We start from the raw sequence: 24,878 nt of genomic DNA, 5'->3' as shown, positions 1-24,878 counted from the left end.
TAACAGAAGAATTAGTGTCAATTTGTGACCCGAGCGACAGCGAACAGGCGAAGCAAATTCGTGCCAACATACTTTATAACGTAATCGTTGTATGCGGAATATCTGAATTTTGAAGCATTCTGTGATGTCCAATTTTGATTTTCTGCACGCCTCTTGACAAACTATTGAAACAGTTATCCAATTTTGGAATCATTCCTGAATGAATTACTTTTTCTTCTTTTAGTTTGTTATATAATGTCTCATTGATTTGGGTTATTACAGATGAATCGTCTTCTGAATCCATTAAAACGCCTTGTTTTTCAAAGCAATAAGTTAGCGTAACATCAAAAACTTCTGATAAAGCAATTGACAATTCACTTGCAATGGTATCGGCATTTGTGTTTAACAATTGTCCATTTTTATCGTGCGTAATGGCACAGAAAACAGGAACAACTCCAGCGTCCAATAAAGTTGCCAATAATTTGGTATTCACTTGCTTTACATCGCCTACAAATCCGTAATCTATTGTTGGATGGTTTCTTTTTGTAGATTGAATTAAATTTCCGTCAGCTCCCGAAAAACCAATTGCGTTATTTTCTCTTGCCTGCAATTGTGCTACAATATGTTTGTTTATTTGTCCTGCATAAATCATTACAACAACATCAAGCATTGGAGCATCTGTAATTCGTCGTCCGTCAACCATCTGCGGAACCAAACCAATGCTCTGCGCCATTTTCGTAGCCGATTTTCCACCGCCGTGAACTAAAACTTTATAGCCTTCGATTTTGGAAAAATCAGTTAAAAATTGTTCTAATTCTGCTGGATTATCGATGATGTTTCCACCTATTTTTATTACGGTAACTTTCTTCATGAGGTTCTAATTTGGTAAGGTTCTAAGGGACTAAGGTTTTTGTTAGGAAGTTTCTTAGCATCTCAGAAACTTAGAACCTTAGCACCTCAAAAACTATATTTTTTTAAGAATCTTTTGTAAAACTAATTGCGCTGAATACGTTCTATTATTTGCTTGCTCGATTACGATTGAATTTTCTCCATCTAAAACTTCATCCGTTACGATTACATTACGACGAACCGGAAGACAGTGCATGAATTTTCCGTTGTTGGTTAAAGCCATTTTTTCAGCTGTAACCGTCCAATTTGGATCGCTATTGGTGACTTTTCCGTAATCGTTGAAATTACTCCAGTTTTTTACGTAAACGAAATCAGCATTTTCGAAAGCTTTGTTTTGATCGTATTCGATTTTGCAGTCTTTTGTGATTTCCGGACTTAACTCGTAACCTTCTGGATGGGTGATTACAAAATCCATGTCTTTTTGCATCTGCATCATTTCTACGAATGAATTGGCTACAGCCTGCGGCAATGCTTTTGGATGTGGCGCCCAAGAAAGCACTACTTTGGGTTTGTCTTTGTGTCTAGGTTTGAATTCTTCCATTGTAATGGCATCTGCTAACGATTGCAAAGGGTGACGAATAGCGCTTTCCATATTTACAATCGGCACGGTAGCATATTTCAAAAATCCTGAAATTACTGTTTCCTGATAATCTTTTTCCTTATCAACTAAACCTGCAAAAGCACGAATTGCTATAATATCACAATATTGCGAAACCACTTCTGCCGCTTCTTTAATGTGTTCTGATGCTCCAGAATTCATCACAGCTCCGTCTTCGAACTCTAATGTCCATCCTTCGTTGGTAAAATTCATTACCATAACATTCATTCCTAAGTTCATTGCCGCTTTTTGAGTACTCAAACGCGTTCTTAAACTTGGATTGAAGAATAACATTCCAAGAGTTTTATTCTTTCCTAAACTTTGATTTTTAAGCGGATTCTTTTTGATCTTAATCGCTTGTTTTACCCATTTTGATAATGAGTTGATGTCTTTTATTGAAATATAGTTCATTTGTTTTCTTTTGTTTTTTGTTTCAATCAATCTTCTTGTAATATGTTTTCTCTTTTCCCAGATAAGCTTGTTCAGCTTCAAAAGTAATTGGATACAACTTTCTGCCTTTTATAAACAATAATTTTGTCATCCAGCTTACCATTGGATTTTTATCTTCAGCACCACTTTCTGACACAAAAATCTCAATATTGTTTGTATTTAATTTTGGATAAAAAGTATTTTCAATTAAGCCACTCTTATCATCGTTTAAATAAAAAAAATCCTTAATTTTTATTTTCTTAATTTCTGTTTTAGGTAAAATCAAAACACCAGATTGATCTGTTTCAATATATTCTCCGTCATTAATCGAAACTTTCCATTGTATTTTTGAATCTTCCCCAGTTTCTCCAATTTTAGAAACCTCCTGATAAACAATTGATATTCTGGTTGAATTTAAATTTCTGTCATCAGTTTCTAATACTTTTGTAGGCCTAGAAAAATAAACCTTATCAGGAGTTAATTTCAGTGTATCCTTAACCTTTAAATATTTACCTTTTATAATTCCTATTCCTAAAATATCTTGGCTATAATGAAATTCAAAAACGCCATTTTTATAAAATTGATAAGCAAAACAATTTGGTCCTACTTTACATATTTCATGTCGAAATTTCCCGTCAATCTGAGCATTCAATTTTAATGAAAAGATTACTAAAATTAAGGTAATTACTCTCATCTTTAATTATAATATCTTAGTAAAAGGAATTTCATCTTTTAACGCCTTCAAAATAAAATTATCATTCAGTCCATTGACAATCCAGGTTTCGATGTTTGCTGCTTTTGAAATTGCCGCTGCTTCTATTTTTGATTGCATTCCTCCTGTTCCGTGTGATGATTTTGATTCACCGATTTCCTTCTCGAGCGTTTTTAAATCATTTACTAATTTAATCGTTTCCGGATTTTCATCATGAATTGAATTCTTAGTGTAAATTCCGTTTGTATTGGTCGCAATTATAAGAATATCAACATTTAGCAATACCGCTGTTAAAGCCGCTAATTTGTCATTATCTCCAAACCTAATCTCATCTGTAGCAACGGTATCATTTTCATTGATAATCGGAATGTAATTGTTTTTAACTAATACATTAATGGTATTTACAATGTTTTTTTTGGTCTGTTCTTTTTCAAAATCAGAATAAGAAAGCAAGCACTGCGATGTATTTAACCCTAAATCCTTGAAATTCTCATTGTAAATCCGCATTAAATGTGGTTGTCCGATTGAAGCTAAAGCCTGTTTTACAAAAACATCTTTATCTTGATTATCCAGCTTTACAAATTGTTTTGCCGCCGCAATTGCTCCCGAACTCACTATGATAAATTCATATTCGTCATTTAAAGCTGCAATCTGTACTCCAAGATCTTCAATCTTTCCCCGCGAAATATGATTGGTTTCTTTGGTTAAAGTATTACTTCCTATTTTTAATAAAATCCGTTTTTTTGCCATGTCTTTTGTTTTTGCCGCGAAGGCGCTAAGGCACTAAGTTTTTTTTAAAACCGCAAAGTGCGCAAGGCTTTATATTCTTTGTGCTTACAAACGCTACGTTCGCAAAGCTTTATCTATAATAAATTCCAAAAAATAAATTCCAAATTCTAATAATCTGAAATCAAAAATCGTTAATCATCAATCTAAAATCTGAACTCTAAAATCTAAAATTCTAACGTATTTGTCCTTCTCCGTAAACATACCACTTATTGGTTACCAAATGCTGTAAACCAATTGGTCCTCTTTGGTGCAGTTTATCAGTGCTTATCGCTAATTCTCCACCAAGTCCGAATTGCCCGCCGTCTGTGAATCTCGTTGATGCATTTTGGTAAACCGCTGCTGCATCTATCGACTCCATAAACTGCTGAGCCACTTCATTATCTCTTGTAATAATTGCCGCAGAATGTCCTCCGCAGTATTTATTAATCATATCGATGGCGTGATCTTGAGAATCGATGTTTCCGATTACGATTTTATAATCTAGAAACTCTTCGTACCAGATATCTTCATTTTGAATGGTTTTCGTATTCTCGAAATTCTCTAACGATTTGTCGACAATAACTTCGACTTTTGATTCAATTAAAGCTTCGATTAACATTGCAACAAAACCTTCAAAATTTGGAAGCTTAGAACTGATCAAAACTTTATCTAGTGCATTACAAGCCGAAATTTTAGCAGTTTTAGCATTTAAAATCACTTTTAAAGCCAAATCAGTATCTGCTTTTTCATGAACATAAACAAAATTATTACCGCGTCCGCTTACGATTACCGGACAAGTGGCGTGCGCTTTTACGAATTCAATTAATTTTTCTCCGCCTCTTGGAACTATTAAATCAACTTTTTGAGTTGGTTTTTCTAGAAAAGCCTGAGTTTCTGTTCTATTATAATTCAGATATTCTACCCAGTCTTTTGAAACTCCGTTTTCTTCTAAAGCTTTATGCCAAAGACTTACGATTTTCAAATTTGATTTTAAAGATTCTTTACCACCTTTCAATAAAATCTTATTTCCAGATTTAAAAGCAATTCCGCCTGCTTCAATTGTAACATCAGGACGTGATTCGTAAATAATTAAAATCGTTCCGAAAGCAGCGGTTTTATTGACCACTTTAATTCCATTATCATGAGTAAAATGAAAACGCTCAACACCAACGGGATCATCTTGAGATGCTAGTTGATTTAATGATAAAATCATTTCATCAACTTTTTTATCATCTACTTTTAAGCGTTCTTCCATCGCTAAATCTGAGCCGTCGTAATCAGCAAGATCTTCCTGATTGGTTAAGATTATCTCATTCCGATCCTGCTCGACCAGCTTTGCCATAGTCCGCAAAACCGCATTGCGTGTTTCAATTGATAATGGTTTCATTTTTTTGGTTTAATTGGTTAATCGTCAATTCGTTTAATCGATTAACCAGTTAAACGATTAAACGAATTAACAGTTATAGGCAAACTTAGTTTTTAAGTTCTTCTAAACTTTCTTTCAAAGCTCTTACAAACGTATCGATATCTGCTTTTTTCACAGTTAAAGGCGGTAAAATTCTTAATAGATTTTTATTGTTCGCACTTCCTGTAAAAATGTGTTTTTCAATGATCAATTTTTTTCTTAATGCTGCCACATCAAAATCAAATTCAACTCCAAGCATTAATCCTTTTCCTTTTACTTGTTTGATTCCTTCAACTTCTTTGATTTTTTCTAAGAAATATTCGTAAACTTCATTTACATTCTTTTGTAAATCAAGCTTTTCAATTACATCTAAAACTGCAATTCCTGCTGCACAAGACAAGTGGCTTCCTCCGAAAGTAGTTCCTAATAATCCGAAACTTGCTTCGAATTTTGGAGAAATCAAAATCGCTCCAACTGGGAAACCATTCCCCATTCCTTTTGCAACTGAAATAATATCAGCATTGATTCCGTGGTGTTGAAACGCGAAGAATTTACCGCTTCTTCCGTATCCTGATTGCACTTCATCTAAAATTAAAACCACATCGTGTTTTTTACATACTTTTTCTAAAGCTTGAAAAAATTCTGTTGTTCCTTGGTCTAAACCTCCCACTCCTTGGATTCCTTCAATAATTACAGAAGAAACATCTCCTTTTTCTAGTTCAGCTTCAACCAATTCGATTTGGTTTAAAGGCAAAAATGTTACTTCGTGTTGTGCATTTATCGGCGCAACAATCTTTTTATTATCTGTAACCGCAACGGCTGCAGAAGTTCTTCCGTGGAAAGAATTATCAAAAGCTACAACTCTTGATTTTCCGTTATGGAAAGAAGCTAATTTTAAAGCATTTTCGTTTGCTTCAGCACCAGAACTGCATAAAAACAATTCATAATCTTCTAATCCTGAGAGCTTTCCTAATTTCTGAGCCAATTCAACCTGCATAGGATTCTGAATCGCATTCGAATAAAAACCTAAATGATCTAATTGATTTTTAAGTTTTGCTACATAATCCGGCTGCGTGTGTCCGATAGAAATCACACCATGTCCGCTGTATAAATCTAAATATTCTACTCCTTTGTCGTCAATGATTGTACAATCTACTGCTTTTACTGGAGTGATGTCATATAATGGGTAAACGTTGAATAAGTTCATTTTTTTTTAGTTTTTGGTTTTTGGTTGATGGTTGACAGTTTAAGCTCAATATTTCCATAAACTATAAACCAACAACCATCAACTATAATATTAAAATCCGCTTGGTTTCAAATGTAAACCTGTGGTTTCTTCTAATCCGAACATTAAATTCATGTTCTGGATTGCTTGTCCAGAAGCACCTTTGGTTAAGTTATCGATAATTGATGTTATGAGAACCCGGTTTCCTTTTTTCAATAAACTAATAATACATTTATTCGTCTGCACTACTTGTTTCATATTGATGTTAGTAGTTGTAATCGTTACGAAAGGCTCATTTTTATAGAACTCTTGGTATTTTTCAACTAATTGCTCTAAACTGTCATCACATAATGTGTAAAGCGTTGCAAAAATTCCTCTCGGAAAATCTCCTCTATTCGGAATAAAAAGTAATTCGCTGTCAAAATCGTCTTGCAATTGTACTAAGCTTTCTGATATTTCACCTAAATGTTGGTGTTCAAATGCTTTATAATGCGACATATTGTTGTTTCTCCAACTGAAATGAGAAGTTTCAGAAAGACTTACTCCTGCTCCTGTACTTCCGGTTGTAGCATTAATATGTACATCGTTATTCAACAAATTATGTTTTGCCAAAGGCAATAAAGCCAACTGAATAGCAGTTGCAAAACAACCTGGATTGGCAATATAATTTGTCTTTTTGATTTCGGCTTTATTGATTTCAGGCAAACCATAGACGAAATTTTTTCCTTCAAAATGCGCATCTTTATTCAATCTGAAATCATTTCCTAAATCAATAATCTTAGTATGACTTGCAAACTGATTTTCTTTCAAAAATGAAATTGATTTTCCGTGCCCTAAACACAAGAAAACTACATTCACATTCGGATTGATTTCGGCTGTGAAATTCATTTCGATATCTCCCATCAAATCGTGATGCGCTACAGAAAGTGGCTTTCCAGCATTTGTTGTACTGTAAACAAAATCGATGTTTACTTTTGGATGATACATTAAAATTCTGATGAGTTCTCCGGCCGTATAACCCGAACCACCAATAATTCCGACATTAATCATGATCTAATTTGTTTACAGATGAGAATATGTTTTGTGCATTTCCTAAAATCTTGATAAATCCTTTTGCATCTTCTGATGTCCAAGCATTGTTCATTTCTCCGTACTGACCAAAACCTGTGTTCATCAAATCGTTAGGAGATTCTATTCCGTCAAGCGAGAAATGATATGGTTTTAATGAAACGGTTACAGTTCCATTTACTGTTTTTTGAGTGTCTTGCAAGAAAGTTTCAATGTTTCTCATAACCGGATCTAAGAATTGACCTTCGTGGAATAACATCCCATACCAATTTCCTAACTGCTCTTTCCAGTATTGTTGCCATTTTCCTAGAGTGTGTTTCTCTAATAAATGGTGCGCTTTGATGATAATTAACGGAGCTGCAGCTTCAAAACCAACTCTTCCTTTAATTCCGATAATGGTATCTCCTACGTGAATATCTCTACCAATTGCGTAAGCACTTGCCAATTTTTCAAGAGCTACAATATTATTTGAAGGCTTATCCGTTTTTCCGTTTAAACCAACTAATTCTCCTTGCTCAAAATGAAGTGTTACTTTCTCTTCTCCTTCTTTTTGTAATTGCGATGGATAAGCTTCGCTTGGTAACGGTTGACCAGAAGTTAAAGTTTCCTTACCTCCAACACTTGTTCCCCAAAGTCCTTTATTGATAGAATATTGTGCTTTTTCCCAAGAATAGCTTACACCATTTTTTTGAAGATATTCCACTTCTTCTTGTCTTGACAATTTTAAATCTCTAATTGGAGTAATGATTTCGATTTCTGGAGCAATAGTCTGGAAAATCAAATCGAAACGAATTTGATCGTTTCCTGCACCAGTACTTCCGTGGGCGATAGCAGTTGCTCCCACTTTTTTAGCATATTTTATAGCTTCAATTGCTTGAAAAACACGTTCTGCACTAACTGATAACGGGTAAGTATTGTTTTTTAAAACATTTCCGAAAATTAGGTATTTGATAGCTTTATCGTAATATTTATCTAAAATGGTTAAGTTGGCGTGTTGCGCACTTCCTAACTCGTAAGCTCTTTTTTCTATTGCTGATAATTCTTCTGCACTAAATCCTCCTGTATCAACAAGAACGGTATGAACTTCATAACCTTTTTCGTTTTTTAAATATTTCAAACAATACGAAGTATCTAATCCTCCGCTATAAGCTAATACTACTTTTTTCATTTTATATAATTTAGGCTAATACTTTCGTATATAGCAGTTTGAGATTTCTTTTTAATTAAATTTTGAATAAAAAAATAAATGACAAGATTTTGTTTAAGAATAAAGCTTGTTTTATTTTTCTAAGTCTGTTTAAAACAGCCTCATTAAAAGGATGTCTTGGCGGTGTTTTTTGTTTTTCTTTTGGGTCATATAACATTCCCGTACAAAGGCACATTTTATTTTCTTTGCTTTGCAAAATGTGATAATTTGTACATGTTTTACAACCCGCCCAGAAACTCGGATCTGTTGTCAATTCTGAGAAAGGAACTGGTTTATAGCCTAATTCAGAGTTAATTTTCATTACAGCCAAACCAGTCGTAATTCCAAATATTTTAGCATCTGGGAATCTCTTCAAAGAATATTCAAAAACTTTTGATTTTATCTTTTTGGCCAAACCATGACTTCTATAATCTGGATGTACAATTAATCCAGAATGCGCAACGAATTTTCCGTGCTGCCAGCTTTCTATATAACAAAAACCTGCAAATTTTCCGTCTGCCAAAGCAATCATTGCATCACCATTTGCCATTTTTTTCTGAATGTACTCAGGAGTTCTTTTAGCAATCCCCGTACCTCTTAATAAGGCAGACGATTCTATCGTATCGCAAATTTCCTGCGCATACTTAAAATGTTCTTCTTGAGTTACAACAATAGAGATCTTCATTTCAATTATTGAAGTTAGAGTTAAAAATTAAAGCATATTGATTCGTTTGAAATCCAGAATTGAATCCAATAAAATTAAGCAAAAAAGAAGTAACACCTTCAAAATCAAAACATTGATTAAGAAAATTTACAAAATAATAAATACTTTTAGGATATGTTTGTCCAATGGACAAATTATGTGATTTCAAAATGAAAAATGGGTATGAATAAATATACGGCTATAAAACTCAGTGAACACTATAGAGATAGCGTCCGTACTTCGGGAGAAGTAATCGGTGAGTTTGTCCGTGACAAAGAAGTTATATGTAAACTTATTTTATTCATCGGTGCAAAAGTACATCTTTTTTTTATTCACAAAACAAAAAATTAAATTTCTAACATTTTTTTGACGTTTTGTTGTTTTTTAAAGATTTTAAAATCCTAAGGTACTGAGGTTCTAAGGCTTTACTTTTAACTTGAACGAATTAAAAACTTGAAACCTAAACTTGAAACCTAAACTTGAAACCTAAACCTGAAACTTAAAACAAAAGAAAAACCCGACAGTTAAAATAACTATCGGGCTTTAAATTTTTCTCTATTATTCTAAATTACTTTCTAGTAAAAGGTATTACTTGACCGTTTGAAAGTATCAAATCGAAACCGTTTTTAGCTTCGTTAAATTTAAGTTTTAAGCCAGCTCTAGCAGATTCGAATGTATCTTTTTCGTTTGCAACAGGCTCTAATGCAAATTTTGGATAATTAGGAAGTTCTGCATTTAAAACGCTATTTTTCTCTGTTAATTCAATTGTCAGAGGAGATTTTGCAGTAACATAATTACCTAAATACGGATCTAAAATAAGATCTTTTTCTATTTTACCTTTTCCCGCTGTCCAAACATTGTTTGACTCATTATTATCTGGGAAAGCATGGTCAGGATCTAAAGTAATGCTCTCAATTTCTTCAGTTGAATTATGTTTGAAAGACCAAGAGTTATTTCTTTGCCAAATCTCTACAGGTAAATTAACTCTTGTTACTTTTCCGCTCTTTGTTTTAACATCTAGCACAATTGGCATTGGCATTTTATCAAAATTCTCAACTGTGATTACAGCACCCTTAGCTGGATCGTTTTTCACATATTTAACTGAGTTAACACCTTGGTCAAAACGCCAGTTGTTTACATACCAGCTTCTCCAGAACCAGCTCAAGTCTTCTCCTGCCACATTTTCCATAGTTCTGAAAAAATCGTCTGGCTGCGGATGTTTATATGCCCAACGCTCAATATAAGTTCTAAAAGCAGTATCAAAACGTTCTTTTCCTAAAACTTGTTCCCTTAATAAAATAAGACCTGCGCTTGGTTTAAAATAACATAACATACCAATATTAGCTTCTTTCATATTGTCAGGAGAACTCATGATAGTTTCTAAATCTGGGCGTGTGAAAGATTCTGCTTCTTGATGCAAATCTGTTGGCTGTTCTTTGTATTCTCCATTATTAAACGCAGCAGTACTTAAAGAATTGATAAATGTATTAAATCCTTCATCCATCCAAGCAAATAATCTTTCGTTTGACCCCACAATCATTGGGAACCAAATATGCCCAAATTCGTGATCTGTTACTCCCCAAAGATCTTGTCCTTTAGATTTCCATCCACAGAAAACAATTCCTGGGTATTCCATACCACCTTCATTTCCAGCCACATTTGTTGCTGCTGGGTAAGGATATTCAAACCATTGTTTAGAATAATGCTCAATTGACGCTTTTACATATTCTGTAGAACGCCCATAAGCGCCTTGGCCTGCACTTTCAACAGGATAAGCAGATAATGCCAATGATTTTTTACCGCTTGGAAGGTTAATTTTTGCTCCATCTAAAATGAAAGCTGGAGACGATGCCCAAGAAAAATCACGCGCATTTTTAATTTTATAATGCCATGTTTTTTCTGTTCCTGAGTTACTATTTGCTGTTGCATTAACCTCTTGCTCTGAGCGAATTGTCACCGTTTTATCACTGTTTGCAGCATCTTTATATCTTTTTAATTGCTCAGCAGAAAATACTTCCTGACCGTTTAACAATTCTCCAGAAGCTACAACATAATGATTTCCTGGAACTGTAAGTTTTACATCAAAATCACCATACTCTAAATAAAATTCAGAAGCACCTAAATATGGAGCTGTATTCCAACCTCGTACATCATCGTACACACACATACGTGGGTACCACTGCGCAATTGTAAATATTTTTCCGTTTTTTGTTTCTAGAACTCCCATTCTGTCTGATCCTTCGAAAGGCGCAATAAATGAGAATTCAATTTTAACCTTTACAGAACCTCCTTTTGCAGCCAATGCTTGAGGAAGAAAAATCTGCATTCTGGTATCTGTAACTACATATTTAACATCAACTTCTGTTTTGTTTTTTCCTCCAGAAACTACTTTTACAGATTTAATTTTATTTCCGCCATCAAAAACTTGTCCTTGAGCTCCGTTACGGCTTCCTGTTAAAGGCACAACGGCATTTCCTCTAGAATCGTCTTTAAATAAATTCTGATCTAAATTCAGCCAAAGAAATGATAATTTTTCTGGACTATTATTAGTATAAGTGATTTCATCTGTCCCTACAATCTCGTTTGTAGTTGCATTTAATTTTGCCGTAATCTGATAATCGGCTCTATTCTGCCAATACTCTACTCCCGGTTCACCACTAGCAGTGCGGGTTGAAGTACCATTTTTAGTGTAAAAATGAGGTCCAAAGGCATCATGATAATTGTAATTGTTCACTGGATTTGCTGCTGGTGCTGACGGAGTTTGCTGCGCCCATACTGAAGAAATCCCAAAAAATAAAGCCGCGGTTAAAATGGCTTTTGCAGATTGCTTTTTCATATTTTTTAGCTGTTTATGTAGCAAATTAATGAAAAAAAAAGCTATTTACAGAGAAATTTCAAAACATAAATTTAATTTTAGCATAATTTTATCAATAAAATAATTTAAGCCTTTTTCTTAAAAAACTAAAATTTATAAAATATATTTACATCTATTAAAAGAACATTCATTTTAGATTCAACAATTGTGACTACAACTATTTCAAATTCTATATTAAAAGCTTCTATTAAACATGCTGGAGCCGAATTATTTTCTATAAAAGACAATCAAAACAATGAATATATATGGGAGGGGAATCCAGATTTTTGGGGTAAGCATTCGCCAATACTTTTTCCGATTGTAGGAACTTTAAAAAACAACACCTATACAATCAATGAAAAAGAATATCATTTGCCACGCCATGGTTTTGCACGTGACATGGATTTTGAATTGATCGAAAAAACTGAAAGTAAAGCTGTTTTTTCTCTTAAATCTTTTCAAGAAACATTAGCTAAATATCCTTTTGAATTTGAATTGCAACTTATTTATACGCTTAATGAAAATGCACTTGAACTTGAATATAGAGTCATAAATAATGGAAAAGAAAAAATGCCATTTTCAATTGGAGCGCATCCGGCAATAGCACTTCCTGATAACTTTGAAAATTATGCGTTTCAATTTGAAAAAGAGGAAAATTTAAAATATTATCTTCTTGAAAACGATTTGATTTCATCTAAGACTAAAGTTTTGGAGAAAAAAAACAGTTTAGTTCCTTTAAATTATAAGCTTTTTAAAAATGATGCTTTAATTTTCAAAACATTAGAATCAAAATCTTTAACTATCCTTAACAATTCAAAACCTTATATAAGAGTTAGCTATAATGATTTTCCAAGTTTAGGCATCTGGACTAAAGAAAACGCACCATTTATCTGTATTGAACCTTGGCTTGGCTATTCTGATACCGATCAGAATACTGGTGACTTATATAAAAAAGAAGGGATTTTGACATTAGAAGAAAACAAAAATTTCAGTGCAAAATTTAGTATTACAATATTATAAAGTAAAAAATGTTAAATTTTAATTTTACCCCATTTCCAGTAATAGAAACAGAAAGATTAGTTTTAGACAGGCTTACAGATAAGGACGTACAAGAAGTTTTTGACTTGCGTTCTAATCCTGAGACTATGAAATACATCCCAAGACCTTTAGTGAAAAACCATGAAGACGCTCTGGAACACATCAGAACTATTGATGAAAAAATTGAAACTAATGTTGGCATAAATTGGGCTATTAGACTTAAAGGCAACACCAAATTACTTGGGATTATTGGCTATTATCGGATGCAACCCGAAAATTACCGAGCTGAAATAGGTTATATCCTTTCGCCTGATCAGCATGGAAAAGGAATTATTCCAGAAGCTGTAAAGAAATTAATTACTTTTGGTTTTGAAGATCTAAAACTACATTCGATAGAAGCTGTAATCGATCCCGAAAATTATGCCTCTGAAAAGGTATTACAAAAATGCGGTTTTGTTAAAGAAGCACATCTGAGAGAAGTAGAATTTTGGGACGGAAAATTTTTAGACAAAGTAATTTATTCATTATTAGAAAAGTAAAGTTTTATACTTGTTAAAATAATCTTATAATTAATAGTTCTCAAGCATTATCTGCTATATTTGCGCTCGAAATCAGCTAAAAGGCTGTTTTGAATTCCCAAAAATATATGAAAAAGATATCCGCCTTAATTGTTCTTTTGTTTTGTGTGCAAATGCAAAGTCAGACTTTTGTAAAATTTAATGGAGCAACTGCCTTATTATTAGTTCCAAATATTGGGATTGAAACGAGTATTGGAGAAAAGACTACGTTTAGTGCTGATGTAATGGCTTCTTTTTGGGAATCTTTTAATGGAAATAACCCAATGAAATTTGTCACGGTTACTCCAGAAATCCGTTACCATTTTAAAGAAAAATACAGTGGTTTTTATGCAGGAGCTCATATAGGCGCTGATAAATACGAAATACAAAAATGGAATTATTGGAACAGCAACCGTTACGAAGATGGTTTCGGTTATAGAATTGGGGCTACAGTTGGTTACAATCTCAAATTAAGCGATAAATTTTTACTTGACTTTTTTGTAGGTGGCGGATGGCACCAAGGATTTTATCATGGATATTATAACGACGGAACTCCTGGAAGATATGAAAAAGCAATTCACTGGAATAAAAGCGGCGAATGGCTACCTTACCGTGGTGGTGTTATGATTTCGTATAAATTATAAAAATCAGCTTAATTTAGGAAGCGTTTTAATATAAAGATCCTCTACTTTTTTACGAGCCCAATCTGTTTTTCTTAAGAAAGTAAGACTTGATTTTACACTTGGATTTGAATTAAAACATTTAATTGGAATTAATTCACCCAAAGTATCAAACCCATAATAATCTACTAAAGTTTCAACAATTTTTTGAAGTGTAATCCCATGTAAGGGGTCTTTGGATTGATTTTGCATCTTATACTTTTTAAACAATATTAAAAGACCGTACTTCAAAAAAGTACGGTCTTCCTTTTTCGCAAAATTACTAAATAGAATTTTACATTAATCAAATAAAGAATAAATTAGAATATGAATTTAAATCCGACAGAAACAGGAGAAGTCAAGTTTGGATTACTTCCTGCTAATGCTGTATTGTAAAATGGATCTACATTGGCAACGTGTGCCAAACCAAAATTGGTAACTGTTGTTTTTTCTCCATCCTTCGCTTTAAGTGTTGTAGAAGTAAAATTGGCCAAATCGTAAGAGAACTCTACAGAGAAGTTTTTAGTAACAAAATAATCTAAACCTCCCGATACTGAAAGCCCTACCTGATTAACTTTCAACTCACTCTCTTTTTCTTTACCTGTAATAACTGGAATTGCTGCTTGTCCGAAGAAGTATAACGAACCAGCTACATTCCAGTATTTTCTAATTAAAGGCTGAACAACAATTAAATCTGTTTTAGCTGCTGTTCCTGCATCTGTATCGGCTTTGATATTAATATACCCTACACCCGCTCCAACAGCAACCGATGGAGTAACAAATGTACCTACAACTGGAATTACAGATAAATTTGTATTTTTATTGCCTTCATTTTTAGTCTGCTGATAACCAAATTGAGAAGTGGCAAACCAAGCCCCTTTTAATCCTTGAGACGAATCTTGAGCTTTAGCAGTTAAACTGATTAATACGATACTCACTAAGGTAACAATCTTTTTCATTTTTATTTTGTTTTTAATTACAGGACAAACTTATGAGTAAGGTTTCTGCTTAAGACTGATTTAAATCATATATTAAAAGAAAACTTTAATTATCTTTAACTGCAACATTTTTCAATTTTGTCTTACATTTGCAGCTATGATAAAATCAGTCAATATACTTAACAAGAGAGCCCGATTCGATTACGAAATAATCGATACTTATACTGCTGGAATTGTTTTGGCAGGAACAGAAATCAAATCTATCCGCTTAGGAAAAGCCAATATTACCGAAAGTTTCTGCGAGTTTAGCGGCATGGAACTTTTCGCCATTAACACTTATATTGAAGAGTATTCTTTTGGAAACCAATTCAACCATAAATCAAGAAGCGAAAGAAAACTACTTTTAAACAAAAAAGAATTAAAAACACTTCATAAAAATGTTCAGGCAAAAGGTTTAACCATTATACCTTTAAAGCTATTTACCAACGAAAAAGGTTTAGCAAAACTTCAGATCGGGTTGTGTAAGGGAAAGAAAAACTATGACAAACGTGAATCTCTAAAAGAACAAGACACAAAAAGAGATTTGGACAGAATTAAAAAAGCTTACAACTAATAGCAAATTTAATTTCCTCTTAATGACATATTTATAATATTTTATTGTTATTTTTATTACAAATAATTTAACAGTAAAATATGAAAAAGTATTTAGTTTTGTTTTTCGCTATTGTGTTTTCAAGTTGTGGCAGTAATACTTCAATTGTAAACAGCTGGAGAGATCCTGATGTAACTATAACTCAGGAACAATTTAAAAAAGTTTTGGTTGTAGCTTTAGTCAAAGACGAAGCTTCAAGACGAATTACAGAAAACAGAATTGCAGCGGCCAATCCGATATTCAAAACTTCGTATCAATATTTAAACGCAACTTCTCAATTAACGCAAGAACAAAAGCTAAAGGTTTTGCAAGATGAAAACTTTGATGGAGTAATCAGTATGCGATTAGTTAGCAAAGAAAAAGAAGTTAATTATGTTCCAGGCACTTATACAGGAATGTATTACGGAGGTTTTGACGGAATGTACACCGGAATGTATGGATATGGTTTTGGAAACTGGTACGGAATGTATTCTCCTAACTTTTATGATCCAGGTTATTATCAGGAGACCACTTCTTATATGGTAGAAACCAATGTTTTTTCTTTAAAACAAAACAAATTAATCTGGACAGGAACTACAGAATCTCAATATGTTACAGATTTAGGCCAGACGGTTGACGCCATTATGCAAGCTGTAGTGAAAGAAATGAGAAAAGACGGCTCTCTGCCTCCAAAATAATTATAGAAAAAGCGGTGTATAAACATCGCTTTTCTTTTGATCTAAAATTGACTAAATTTGTCAAGACTAAAATTTTCATTAAATGAAATCTTTATTAAAAAACGCCAGAGAACAGAAAGGATTAAAAACGCGTGAATTGGCTCATCTTGCAGGAATTGATCAAGCGTTGATTAGTAAATTTGAATCAGGAACACGAAAACCAACCAAAGATCAAATTATTAAACTTTCTCAACTTTTAGAAATTGATTATGAAACTTTAATGATTGCTTGGCTTAAAGAAAAGATTCTTAATGAAATTGGGGATGACGAACTTGCCTTAAAAGCATTAAAAGTTGCTGAAGACGAAATCAAATACAATAAAACGGTTTCAAATCTTAAATTATCTACTTCTTTAGAAAAAATCTTAAAAGAAATTGATGCCTTAAAAGAAAAACTAGGTTCTTACCGCCAGTATGACAGCTTTAAAATAAAACAAGCTTTAGAATTGGAATATACTTTTGAAAGCAATCGAATTGAAGGAAATACAATGACACTTCGTGAAACAGATATGGTCATCAATGAAGGTTTGACAATTTCTGGAAAAAGCATGCGGGAACATCTTGAAGCTATAAATCATCAGGAAGCAATTGGCTTTATTAAAGATTTAATGAATAAAAACAATTCTTTAAACGAACGTGATCTTTTATCTATTCATAATCTAATTTTACGCGGAATTATTCCAGAAGATGCAGGACGCTATAGAAAAGTTCAAGTTATGATTCAGGGAAGTAGTCACATGCCTCCACAACCTTTAATGATTCCACAGGAAATGGAAGAATATTTTGTTTGGTATGAAATCAATAAAAATAAATTACACCCCATTATTCTTGCTGCTGAAATGCATGAACGATTAGCTACAATTCATCCTTTTATTGATGGAAACGGAAGAACTTCAAGATTAATAATGAATTTAATTCTGATGCAAAAAGGTTATCCAATAGCCAATATTAAAGGAGATTATGAAACAAGAATGCAATATCACCAGTCTTTAGAAATTGCTCAAACCCAAAAAAACAAAGAAGATTTTTTTCTGTTTATAGCTCAAAAAGAAAAAGAATGTCTGGAAAGATATATTTCAATTCTTACACAATAAAAAAGCCCGTTCAAAACGGGCTTTCTCATTAATTTTTATCTTCTAATAAAGGAACAAATCGAAACTCTCCAAATTCATGTTTTTCAAATTGCGTTTCGTTTTTCCTGATTAATAAAGTCATAATCTGAACATCTTCTCCTAACGGAATAACAAGTCTTCCTCCTATTTTTAATTGTGCCATTAATGGCTGTGGAATAAACGGTGCGCCTGCTGTAACTATAATACTGTCAAAAGGCGCAAAATTTGGCAATCCTTTATAACCATCACCAAAAGTAACGTGTTTTGGACGAATGTTTAATTTAGGAAATAAATTAGACGTAGTTTTAAATAATTCGCTTTGTCTCTCAACCGTATATACTTTTGCACCTAAAGCAAACAAAACAGCAGTCTGATAGCCAGAGCCTGTTCCTATTTCTAAAACTTTGTGATCCTTTTTAACTTCGAGCAATTGTGACTGAAAAGCCACCGTATAAGGCTGAGAAATGGTCTGTCCCGCACCAATAGGAAAAGCTTTATCCTGATAAGCGAAATCTTCAAAACTGGAATTCAAAAAAAGGTGTCTCGGGATTTTTTTTATCGCATCTAGAACCGCTCTATCAGTAATTCCTTTTTGCTCTAAAGTGGTTACTAATTGATTACGAAGTCCTTGATGTTTGGCAGTGTCTTTCAAAATAGGTAGGTTTTATTTTCGCAAAAATAAGAAACAAAACAGGATTTCAAATATTGATTTTTAAATAATAAATTAATACAGTCGAAAGTCATAAAGTCGAAAGTCATAAAGTCAAAAGTGAAATGTGAAATGTGAAAAGCCGAATGATATAATTAGAAACTCGCATTTAAATTTTTACAACTCACAATTCACAACTTACATTTCACAATTCACAATTCGTTAAATTCATTTTCACGTTAAACAAATAAATTATATTTTTGTTTAAAATACATTCTCATGTTAAAAGTAGGAGTTTTAGGTGCTGGTCATCTTGGTAAAATACATTTACGCTTATTACAACAATCTGACAAATACGAATTAGTTGGATTTTACGACGAAAATCAAGAAAATGCCGAAAAAATCTCAAAAGAATTTGGCTATAAAAATTTCAGCACAATTGCCAAACTCATTCACGCTGTCGACGTGATTGATATTGTAACTCCAACACTTTCGCACTACAAATGTGCAAAAGTTGCCATAAAATCAGGAAAACATATCTTTATCGAAAAACCAATTGCCAATACCGTTGAAGAAGCTGAAGAAATTATTGCTTTGGCCAAAGAGCATAACGTAAAAGGACAAGTAGGTCACGTAGAGCGCTTTAATCCAGCTTTTATCGCTACTAAGGAAATGATCGAAAATCCGATGTTTATAGAAACGCATCGTTTAGCAGAGTTTAATCCTCGCGGTACAGATGTTCCTGTAGTTTTGGATTTAATGATTCACGATATCGACGCTATTTTAAGTGTTGTAAAATCTAAAGTTAAAAGCATCAATGCAAGTGGTGTTTCGGTTATCAGCGAAACTCCGGATATTGCCAACGCCAGAATTGAATTTGAAAACGGATGTGTTGCTAATTTAACAGCCAGCAGAATTTCAATGAAAAACATGCGTAAGTCACGTTTCTTTCAAAAAGATGCCTACATTTCTGTTGACTTTTTAGAGAAAAAATGTGAAGTGGTTCGTATGAAAGATGCACCAGAAGTTCCTGGAGATTTTGATATGATTCTTCAAAATGCTGAAGGTGTAAAAAAACAAATCTATTTCACAAATCCTGATGTAGAGCAAAACAACGCCATCTTAGATGAGTTAAATTCGTTTGCAGATGCTATCAATAACGATACAACTCCAGTTGTAACACTTGAGCAGGCAACTGATGCATTACGCGTGGCTTATCAAATTATTGATTGTTTCAAAAAATAATAAAATTTAAAAAAATAAATTAGCCACGAATTCACGAATTATTTGGTGAATTCGTGGCTAAATCATAAAAAAATATCTAGCATAAAATGAAAACAATAGCTGTAATTGGAGCAGGAACAATGGGTAACGGAATTGCTCATACTTTTGCACAAAGCGGATTTACCGTAAAATTAATCGATGTTTCTGAAAAATCATTAGATAAAGGAATGGCAACTATTGCTGCCAACTTAGACCGTATGCTGTCTAAAGGAACAATCACTCAGGAAGATGTTGCTAAAACCATAACTAATATTATTACTTATACAGATTTAAAAGACGGAGTTGTTGGCGTTGATTTAGTAGTTGAGGCCGCAACTGAAAATGTTGAATTAAAACTGAACATCTTCAAACAATTAAATGAATATTGCTCGCATAATACAATTTTAGCAACTAATACATCTTCAATCTCAATTACACAAATTGGAGCTGTTGTAGCACATCCAGAACGCGTTATCGGAATGCACTTTATGAATCCGGTGCCGATTATGAAATTGGTTGAAATCATTCGCGGATACAATACAAGCGATGAAGTAACTAAAATCATCATGGATTTATCTGAAAAATTAGGAAAAGTTCCTGTAGAAGTAAATGATTATCCAGGTTTTGTGGCAAACAGAATTTTAATGCCAATGCTAAATGAGGCAATTGAAACATTATATAATGGTGTTGCTGGAGTTTACGAAATCGATACGGTAATGAAATTAGGAATGGGGCACCCAATGGGACCACTTCAATTAGCTGATTTTATTGGTCTTGATGTTTGTCTTGCCATTCTAAATGTAATGTACGACGGATTCAAAAATCCTAAATATGCTCCTTGCCCACTTTTAGTAAATATGGTGAGAGCTGGAAAACTGGGAGTGAAATCTGGCGAAGGTTTTTACGATTATAGCGAAAGCAAAAAGGCAGAGAAAATCTCTAAGCAGTTTTTATAAAAAGAAATACCATGTCGATTCAATCGAATTTAAATACAATTAAAGCAACTTTACCTGAACATGTAACTCTAGTTGCCGTTTCAAAAACCAAACCTGTATCCGATTTGATGCAGGCTTATGAAGCTGGGCAACGCATTTTTGGAGAAAACAAAATTCAGGAAATGACTGAAAAATGGGAACAAATGCCAAAAGATATCCAATGGCATATGATTGGTCATGTTCAGTCCAATAAAGTCAAATTTATGGCGCCTTATGTTACTTTGATTCACGGCGTTGACAGTTTGAAATTATTGCAAGAAATCAATAAACAAGCTTTAAAAAACAACAGAACAATAGATTGCCTTCTTCAAATTTATATTGCCGAAGAAGAATCTAAATTTGGTTTGGACGAAAATGAACTAAATGAACTTTTAACTTCCGCGGAGTTTAAAGAATTGAAAAATATTCGTATCTTAGGTTTAATGGGAATGGCCACTTTCACCGAAGACCAAAATCAGATTAAAAAAGAATTTACCCATTTAAAATCTATTTTTGATTCTATCCAAAAACTACAGATTGTTGATTTGAAAACAATTTCAATGGGAATGTCTGGAGATTATCAATTGGCAATAGAATGCGGAAGTACAATGGTTCGCATTGGAAGCAGCATTTTTGGCGGTCGTTAATTTTTTCAATATCAATTACAATTGCAAAAATCAATGTCAATTTAAAAAATGGGGAAAAATTAAATGGAAAAAATATTCAATTTTGAAGATCGATTAGTGCGATTTGCTGGAGAATGTATTTTTTTTCACTCGACAATTAGAAAGGTTATTTGAAAATGAATATTACAAAAATCAATTAATTCATTCATCTGGAAGTGCCTCTTTAAATTTTGGAGAAGCACAAGGAACGATAAGTGATAAAAATTTTGTCTTCAAAGTTTCATTAGTCGTGAAGGAGTTAAAAGAATCTAGAAACTCATTAAAAATTTTAGATTATATTAAAGAAGGCGATGACAGTAAAAGAAATAAACTTCTAATCGAAGTGGAGCAATTAATCGCAATTTCATCAAAAATGATAATAAATAAAAGATAACTTTTCAATGACAATTACAATAACAATTGCAAATTTCAATTTTCACTATTGATTTTTGAAATTGACATTGATTTTTGAAATTGACATTGACATTGAATATGTACGCAATACTTGACATAGAAACCACTGGGGGACAGTTTAATGAAGAGGGAATTACCGAAATCGCTATCTACAAATTTGATGGGCATGAAGTAGTTGATCAATTCATTAGCCTTGTCAATCCTGAAATTCCGATTCAGCCTTTCGTAGTAAAACTGACTGGAATTAACAATGCGATGTTGCGTTCTGCTCCAAAATTCTACGAAGTTGCGAAACGAATTATAGAAATCACTCAAGATTGTGTTATTGTAGCACATAATGCTTCTTTCGATTATAGAATCCTTCGCACAGAATTCCGTCGTTTAGGCTACGATTTTGAAGCCAAAACACTTTGTACAGTAGAATTAGCCAAAAAACTAATTCCAGAACAGCCTTCATATAGTTTAGGAAAACTAGTTCGTTCACTCGGAATTCCAATGGCCGACAGACATCGCGCGAGTGGAGACGCTATGGCTACGACTAAGCTTTTCAAAATGCTTTTGGAAAAAGATGTTGAGAAAACCATCGTAAAAGACTTTATAAAACTCGAAGTAGAAAAAGGTATTTCTCCGAAATTCTTGGATATTTTAAATCAAATGCCAGCTAAAACAGGCGTTTATTATATCTACAAAGAAGATGGGACTTTAATTTACATTGGAAAAAGCCAAAATATCAAAAAAAGAGTCAATCAGCATTTTACAGGAATTACAACCAAAAGCAAACGAATTCAGGCAGAAGTTTTCACCATTACTTACGATGAAACCGGAAGCGAATTAATTGCACTTTTAAAAGAAAGTCAAGAAGTTAAAGTAAATCGTCCGCGATACAATCGTTCGCAGAAAAAAACTGTATTTCCCGTCGCTTTATATTCAGAAATAGATTCAAACGGTTACATCAATTTAATACTTGAAAAAGCAGACGGACGTAAAAAAGAAATTACTTCTTATACTTCTTTACAGGAAGGCAAAAATGCGCTTTTTAAAATTACGGCAAAATATCATTTGTGCCAAAAATTAACAGGTTTATACCAAACCAAAAAAGAATGTTTTCAATATAAAATCAAAGAATGTGACGGCGCATGCATTGGTGAAGTCACTTCCGAAATTTATAATTTACGAGTGCAGCAATTTATTTCAGAAAACAGTTTCGAAAACAAAAGCATGGTATTGATAGACAGGGGAAGAAATGTAAACGAACGTAGCGCAATCCTGATCGAAAACGGAATTTACAAAGGTTATGCCTATTATGATCTAAATTATCAAATCACGAATATCGATATCTTAAAAAATATTCTGGTTCCGATGCAGCATAATCGCGACGTAAAAAACATCATTCAGAGTTATATCCGCAAAAGCAAATCATTAAAAATACTTCATTTTTAACAAAACGAAACTTTTCATTATCTTTAAGGATATGAAAAACAAAAAATCACAATACGAAATCTTTAGAGAAAAAGTCAAAATCGTCCTATATGGCACCAACACCATTCTAGGACGAATGTTCGATTTAGTGTTGCTGGGTTTAATCTTATTGAGCGTTCTTCTTATAATGTTGGATACTGTTGAAGGCGTAAGCTCAAAATATCATGAACAATTATTGATCTGCGAATGGGTAATTACAGTATTTTTCAGCATTGAATATATACTAAGAATTATCTCCATTCAAAAACCAGTCAAATACATTTTTAGCTTTTATGGGATCATCGATTTGCTGGCCGTTTTGCCCATGTATTTGTCCATCTTTTTTCCTGGCGCAAGCATTTTATCGATCGTAAGGGCCTTACGTTTTCTTCGATTATTCAAAATTTTGCATATTCCGCAAATCAACCATCAATCACTCCAATTAAAAGAAGCCATAGAAGCCAGTAAAGAAAAAATTTTGGTTTTCATTTATTTTGTTCTCGTTAGTACCGTAATCATTGGTACTATTATGTATTTAGTCGAAGGCAAAGAATCAGGATTTACCAGCATTCCAATGGCAATTTACTGGACAATTGTAACCTTAACAACAGTAGGCTACGGAGACATTTCGCCACAAACTCCGCTAGGACAGTTTATTGCGGCACTTGTAATGATTTTAGGTTATGGCATCATTGCTGTCCCAACTGGAATCGTAACTGCCGAATTTGCCAAAAGCAGTCTAAAAAACAATTCAGTAAGCGGTAAAAAAACATGCAAGAAATGCCAGTCCCAAGTCCATTTTGACAACGCTAAATATTGTTATGAATGCGGAACCGAACTGCCAAATAATTAATTTTAGAAGCTAATCCAGCTGTACATTCCAACTCCTCCTTATATTTGTAATTTTTTAAGGCATAAAAGGAGCTTCCGCTGGTCGCTCTTTTATACCAAAAAAAATTCAACAAATATAAGTCCGGGGTTTCCATTTCCATCTGGGCTAAAAAATATGAAATACCTAATTACCATTGTCGGACCAACAGCCATAGGCAAAACAGCCTTGAGCATTGCTTTGGCACAACATTTTAAATGCGAAATCGTTTCTTGTGACAGCCGTCAGTTTTTCAAGGAAATGACAATAGGAACCGCAGTTCCAAGCCAAGAAGAATTGAATTCGGCCAAACATCATTTTATTCAAAACAAATCTATTTTTGAAAATTATACAGTTGGCGATTACGAAAAAGAAGCTTTAGCCAAAATCGAAGAATTATTTCAAACCAATGATTTCGTAATTCTCATTGGCGGTTCAGGATTATATGTTGATGCCATTTTAAAAGGTTTCGACGAATTTCCCGAAATTGATCCAAAAGTTCGTGCTGAAGTAAATTCAAACTATGAAAAACTTGGAATTGAATATCTTCAAGAACAACTGAAAAATTTAGATCCAGAATATTATCAAAAAATAACAGCCGAAAATCCACAAACTTTACAAAACCCACAACGAATGATGCGTTTTGTAGAAGTTTGTATCGGAGCTCAAAAACCATATTCTTCCTTTTTAAATCAAAAGAAAAACAATAGAGACTTCACTCCTATTTTAATTGGCTTAGACGCCGACAGAGAAATCATTTACAGCAGAATCAACCAGCGTGTTAACATCATGATGAACGAAGGACTGCTAAAAGAAGCCGAAACACTTTATCCTAATAAAGCGTTAAATGCACTTCAAACGGTCGGTTATAGAGAATTATTTAGTTATTTTGAAGGAGAATTCACTTTGCCTTTTGCAATAGAAGAAATCAAAAAGAACACCAGAAGATTTTCTAAAAGACAATTAACGTGGTTCAAACGAAACGAAAACACCAAATGGTTTGATTACGCAACAAATAGAAAAGAAATCATACATTACATAGAAAATCTTACAAAGTAAGAAAGTCTTTTATCTATCCTC

General features: G+C 33.2%; 26 protein-coding genes. 13 read left to right on the top strand and 13 right to left on the bottom strand.

Annotated features, from left to right (window positions below):
* Positions 1-73: 73 nt before the first annotated feature.
* The 10 genes from argB to GR162_RS13810 form a co-directional block, all read right to left on the bottom strand.
* On the bottom strand, positions 74-850 hold the full coding sequence (gene argB, locus GR162_RS13855) for an acetylglutamate kinase (protein ID WP_160782652.1): 777 nt from the start codon (positions 848-850) through the stop codon (positions 74-76).
* Positions 851-943: 93 nt separating this feature from the next.
* Positions 944-1,897 carry an N-acetylornithine carbamoyltransferase gene (locus GR162_RS13850; RefSeq protein ID WP_160782651.1) on the bottom strand — a complete coding sequence of 318 codons (954 nt, stop codon included), beginning with the start codon at positions 1,895-1,897 and terminating at the stop codon, positions 944-946.
* A gap of 22 nt (positions 1,898-1,919) precedes the next feature.
* On the bottom strand, positions 1,920-2,567 hold the full coding sequence (locus GR162_RS13845) for a hypothetical protein (RefSeq protein WP_160782650.1): 648 nt from the start codon (positions 2,565-2,567) through the stop codon (positions 1,920-1,922).
* Positions 2,568-2,615: 48 nt separating this feature from the next.
* Positions 2,616-3,377: a glutamate 5-kinase gene (proB, locus tag GR162_RS13840; protein ID WP_160782649.1), complete on the bottom strand. Its 762-nt coding sequence runs from the start codon at positions 3,375-3,377 to the stop codon at positions 2,616-2,618.
* A 211-nt stretch (positions 3,378-3,588) separates the two neighbouring features.
* The gene (locus tag GR162_RS13835) at positions 3,589-4,782 is read right to left on the bottom strand and encodes a glutamate-5-semialdehyde dehydrogenase (protein ID WP_160782648.1); all 1,194 of its coding nucleotides are present in this window, start codon (positions 4,780-4,782) and stop codon (positions 3,589-3,591) included.
* An 85-nt stretch (positions 4,783-4,867) separates the two neighbouring features.
* Positions 4,868-6,007, bottom strand: coding sequence for an aspartate aminotransferase family protein (locus GR162_RS13830; protein WP_160782647.1), 1,140 nt, complete (start codon positions 6,005-6,007; stop codon positions 4,868-4,870).
* A gap of 90 nt (positions 6,008-6,097) precedes the next feature.
* On the bottom strand, positions 6,098-7,075 hold the full coding sequence (gene argC / locus GR162_RS13825) for an N-acetyl-gamma-glutamyl-phosphate reductase (RefSeq protein ID WP_160782646.1): 978 nt from the start codon (positions 7,073-7,075) through the stop codon (positions 6,098-6,100).
* Positions 7,068-8,261 carry an argininosuccinate synthase gene (locus GR162_RS13820; protein WP_066035001.1) on the bottom strand — a complete coding sequence of 398 codons (1,194 nt, stop codon included), beginning with the start codon at positions 8,259-8,261 and terminating at the stop codon, positions 7,068-7,070. Before GR162_RS13820 ends, argC begins: the two co-directional genes overlap by 8 nt.
* Positions 8,262-8,316: 55 nt before the next feature.
* Positions 8,317-8,964: a GNAT family N-acetyltransferase gene (locus tag GR162_RS13815; protein WP_066035002.1), complete on the bottom strand. Its 648-nt coding sequence runs from the start codon at positions 8,962-8,964 to the stop codon at positions 8,317-8,319.
* Between the two features lie 586 nt (positions 8,965-9,550).
* Positions 9,551-11,818, bottom strand: a complete 2,268-nt coding sequence (locus GR162_RS13810) for a M1 family metallopeptidase (RefSeq protein WP_160782645.1) — start codon at positions 11,816-11,818, stop codon at positions 9,551-9,553.
* A gap of 186 nt (positions 11,819-12,004) precedes the next feature.
* On the opposite strand from GR162_RS13810, the gene GR162_RS13805 reads away from it, so the two are divergent.
* From GR162_RS13805 to GR162_RS13795, 3 genes are all read left to right on the top strand, one after another.
* Positions 12,005-12,856 carry an aldose 1-epimerase family protein gene (locus tag GR162_RS13805; RefSeq protein ID WP_160782644.1) on the top strand — a complete coding sequence of 284 codons (852 nt, stop codon included), beginning with the start codon at positions 12,005-12,007 and terminating at the stop codon, positions 12,854-12,856.
* Positions 12,857-12,864: 8 nt separating this feature from the next.
* The gene (locus GR162_RS13800; RefSeq protein WP_160782643.1) at positions 12,865-13,413 is read left to right on the top strand and encodes a GNAT family N-acetyltransferase; all 549 of its coding nucleotides are present in this window, start codon (positions 12,865-12,867) and stop codon (positions 13,411-13,413) included.
* A gap of 107 nt (positions 13,414-13,520) precedes the next feature.
* On the top strand, positions 13,521-14,075 hold the full coding sequence (locus tag GR162_RS13795) for a DUF3575 domain-containing protein (protein ID WP_160782642.1): 555 nt from the start codon (positions 13,521-13,523) through the stop codon (positions 14,073-14,075).
* A 3-nt stretch (positions 14,076-14,078) separates the two neighbouring features.
* On the opposite strand, the gene GR162_RS13790 is transcribed toward GR162_RS13795, so the two are convergent.
* On the bottom strand, positions 14,079-14,303 hold the full coding sequence (locus GR162_RS13790; protein ID WP_066035006.1) for a VF530 family DNA-binding protein: 225 nt from the start codon (positions 14,301-14,303) through the stop codon (positions 14,079-14,081).
* A 107-nt stretch (positions 14,304-14,410) separates the two neighbouring features.
* Positions 14,411-15,049 carry an outer membrane beta-barrel protein gene (locus tag GR162_RS13785; protein ID WP_008463105.1) on the bottom strand — a complete coding sequence of 213 codons (639 nt, stop codon included), beginning with the start codon at positions 15,047-15,049 and terminating at the stop codon, positions 14,411-14,413.
* 136 nt (positions 15,050-15,185) lie between these two features.
* Between GR162_RS13785 and smpB the strand changes: the two genes are divergently transcribed.
* The 3 genes from smpB to GR162_RS13770 all read left to right on the top strand — a co-directional run bounded on the left by smpB (position 15,186) and on the right by GR162_RS13770 (position 17,489).
* The gene (gene smpB, locus GR162_RS13780; protein WP_008463103.1) at positions 15,186-15,641 is read left to right on the top strand and encodes an SsrA-binding protein SmpB; all 456 of its coding nucleotides are present in this window, start codon (positions 15,186-15,188) and stop codon (positions 15,639-15,641) included.
* Positions 15,642-15,721: 80 nt separating this feature from the next.
* The gene (locus GR162_RS13775) at positions 15,722-16,357 is read left to right on the top strand and encodes a hypothetical protein (RefSeq protein WP_008463101.1); all 636 of its coding nucleotides are present in this window, start codon (positions 15,722-15,724) and stop codon (positions 16,355-16,357) included.
* A gap of 82 nt (positions 16,358-16,439) precedes the next feature.
* Positions 16,440-17,489, top strand: coding sequence for a Fic family protein (locus tag GR162_RS13770; RefSeq protein WP_008463099.1), 1,050 nt, complete (start codon positions 16,440-16,442; stop codon positions 17,487-17,489).
* Positions 17,490-17,517: 28 nt separating this feature from the next.
* On the opposite strand, the gene GR162_RS13765 is transcribed toward GR162_RS13770, so the two are convergent.
* Positions 17,518-18,159, bottom strand: coding sequence for a protein-L-isoaspartate(D-aspartate) O-methyltransferase (locus GR162_RS13765; RefSeq protein ID WP_008463097.1), 642 nt, complete (start codon positions 18,157-18,159; stop codon positions 17,518-17,520).
* A gap of 276 nt (positions 18,160-18,435) precedes the next feature.
* Here GR162_RS13765 and GR162_RS13760 point away from each other — a divergent pair, with 276 nt between their 5' ends.
* The 7 genes from GR162_RS13760 to miaA all read left to right on the top strand — a co-directional run bounded on the left by GR162_RS13760 (position 18,436) and on the right by miaA (position 24,857).
* Positions 18,436-19,401 carry a Gfo/Idh/MocA family protein gene (locus GR162_RS13760; protein ID WP_008463096.1) on the top strand — a complete coding sequence of 322 codons (966 nt, stop codon included), beginning with the start codon at positions 18,436-18,438 and terminating at the stop codon, positions 19,399-19,401.
* A gap of 86 nt (positions 19,402-19,487) precedes the next feature.
* Entirely contained in the window at positions 19,488-20,375 is an 888-nt protein-coding gene (locus tag GR162_RS13755; RefSeq protein WP_066035008.1) for a 3-hydroxyacyl-CoA dehydrogenase family protein, read from the top strand.
* An 11-nt stretch (positions 20,376-20,386) separates the two neighbouring features.
* On the top strand, positions 20,387-21,040 hold the full coding sequence (locus GR162_RS13750; protein ID WP_160782641.1) for a YggS family pyridoxal phosphate-dependent enzyme: 654 nt from the start codon (positions 20,387-20,389) through the stop codon (positions 21,038-21,040).
* A gap of 103 nt (positions 21,041-21,143) precedes the next feature.
* Positions 21,144-21,452: a four helix bundle protein gene (locus GR162_RS13745; RefSeq protein WP_237421362.1), complete on the top strand. Its 309-nt coding sequence runs from the start codon at positions 21,144-21,146 to the stop codon at positions 21,450-21,452.
* Positions 21,453-21,550: 98 nt separating this feature from the next.
* Positions 21,551-22,912 carry an exonuclease domain-containing protein gene (locus GR162_RS13740; protein ID WP_008463088.1) on the top strand — a complete coding sequence of 454 codons (1,362 nt, stop codon included), beginning with the start codon at positions 21,551-21,553 and terminating at the stop codon, positions 22,910-22,912.
* 31 nt (positions 22,913-22,943) lie between these two features.
* Positions 22,944-23,783, top strand: a complete 840-nt coding sequence (locus GR162_RS13735; RefSeq protein WP_008463086.1) for an ion transporter — start codon at positions 22,944-22,946, stop codon at positions 23,781-23,783.
* A gap of 153 nt (positions 23,784-23,936) precedes the next feature.
* Positions 23,937-24,857 (top strand): tRNA (adenosine(37)-N6)-dimethylallyltransferase MiaA, encoded by a 921-nt coding sequence (miaA, locus tag GR162_RS13730; protein ID WP_160782640.1) that lies wholly within the window; start codon positions 23,937-23,939, stop codon positions 24,855-24,857.
* The last annotated feature ends 21 nt before the right edge of the window (positions 24,858-24,878 follow it).

Origin of the sequence: Flavobacterium sp. HBTb2-11-1, assembly GCF_009826975.1 — a bacterium.
In the GTDB taxonomy this organism is placed as follows: domain Bacteria; phylum Bacteroidota; class Bacteroidia; order Flavobacteriales; family Flavobacteriaceae; genus Flavobacterium.
This window is presented reverse-complemented; position numbering and strand designations above follow the sequence as displayed.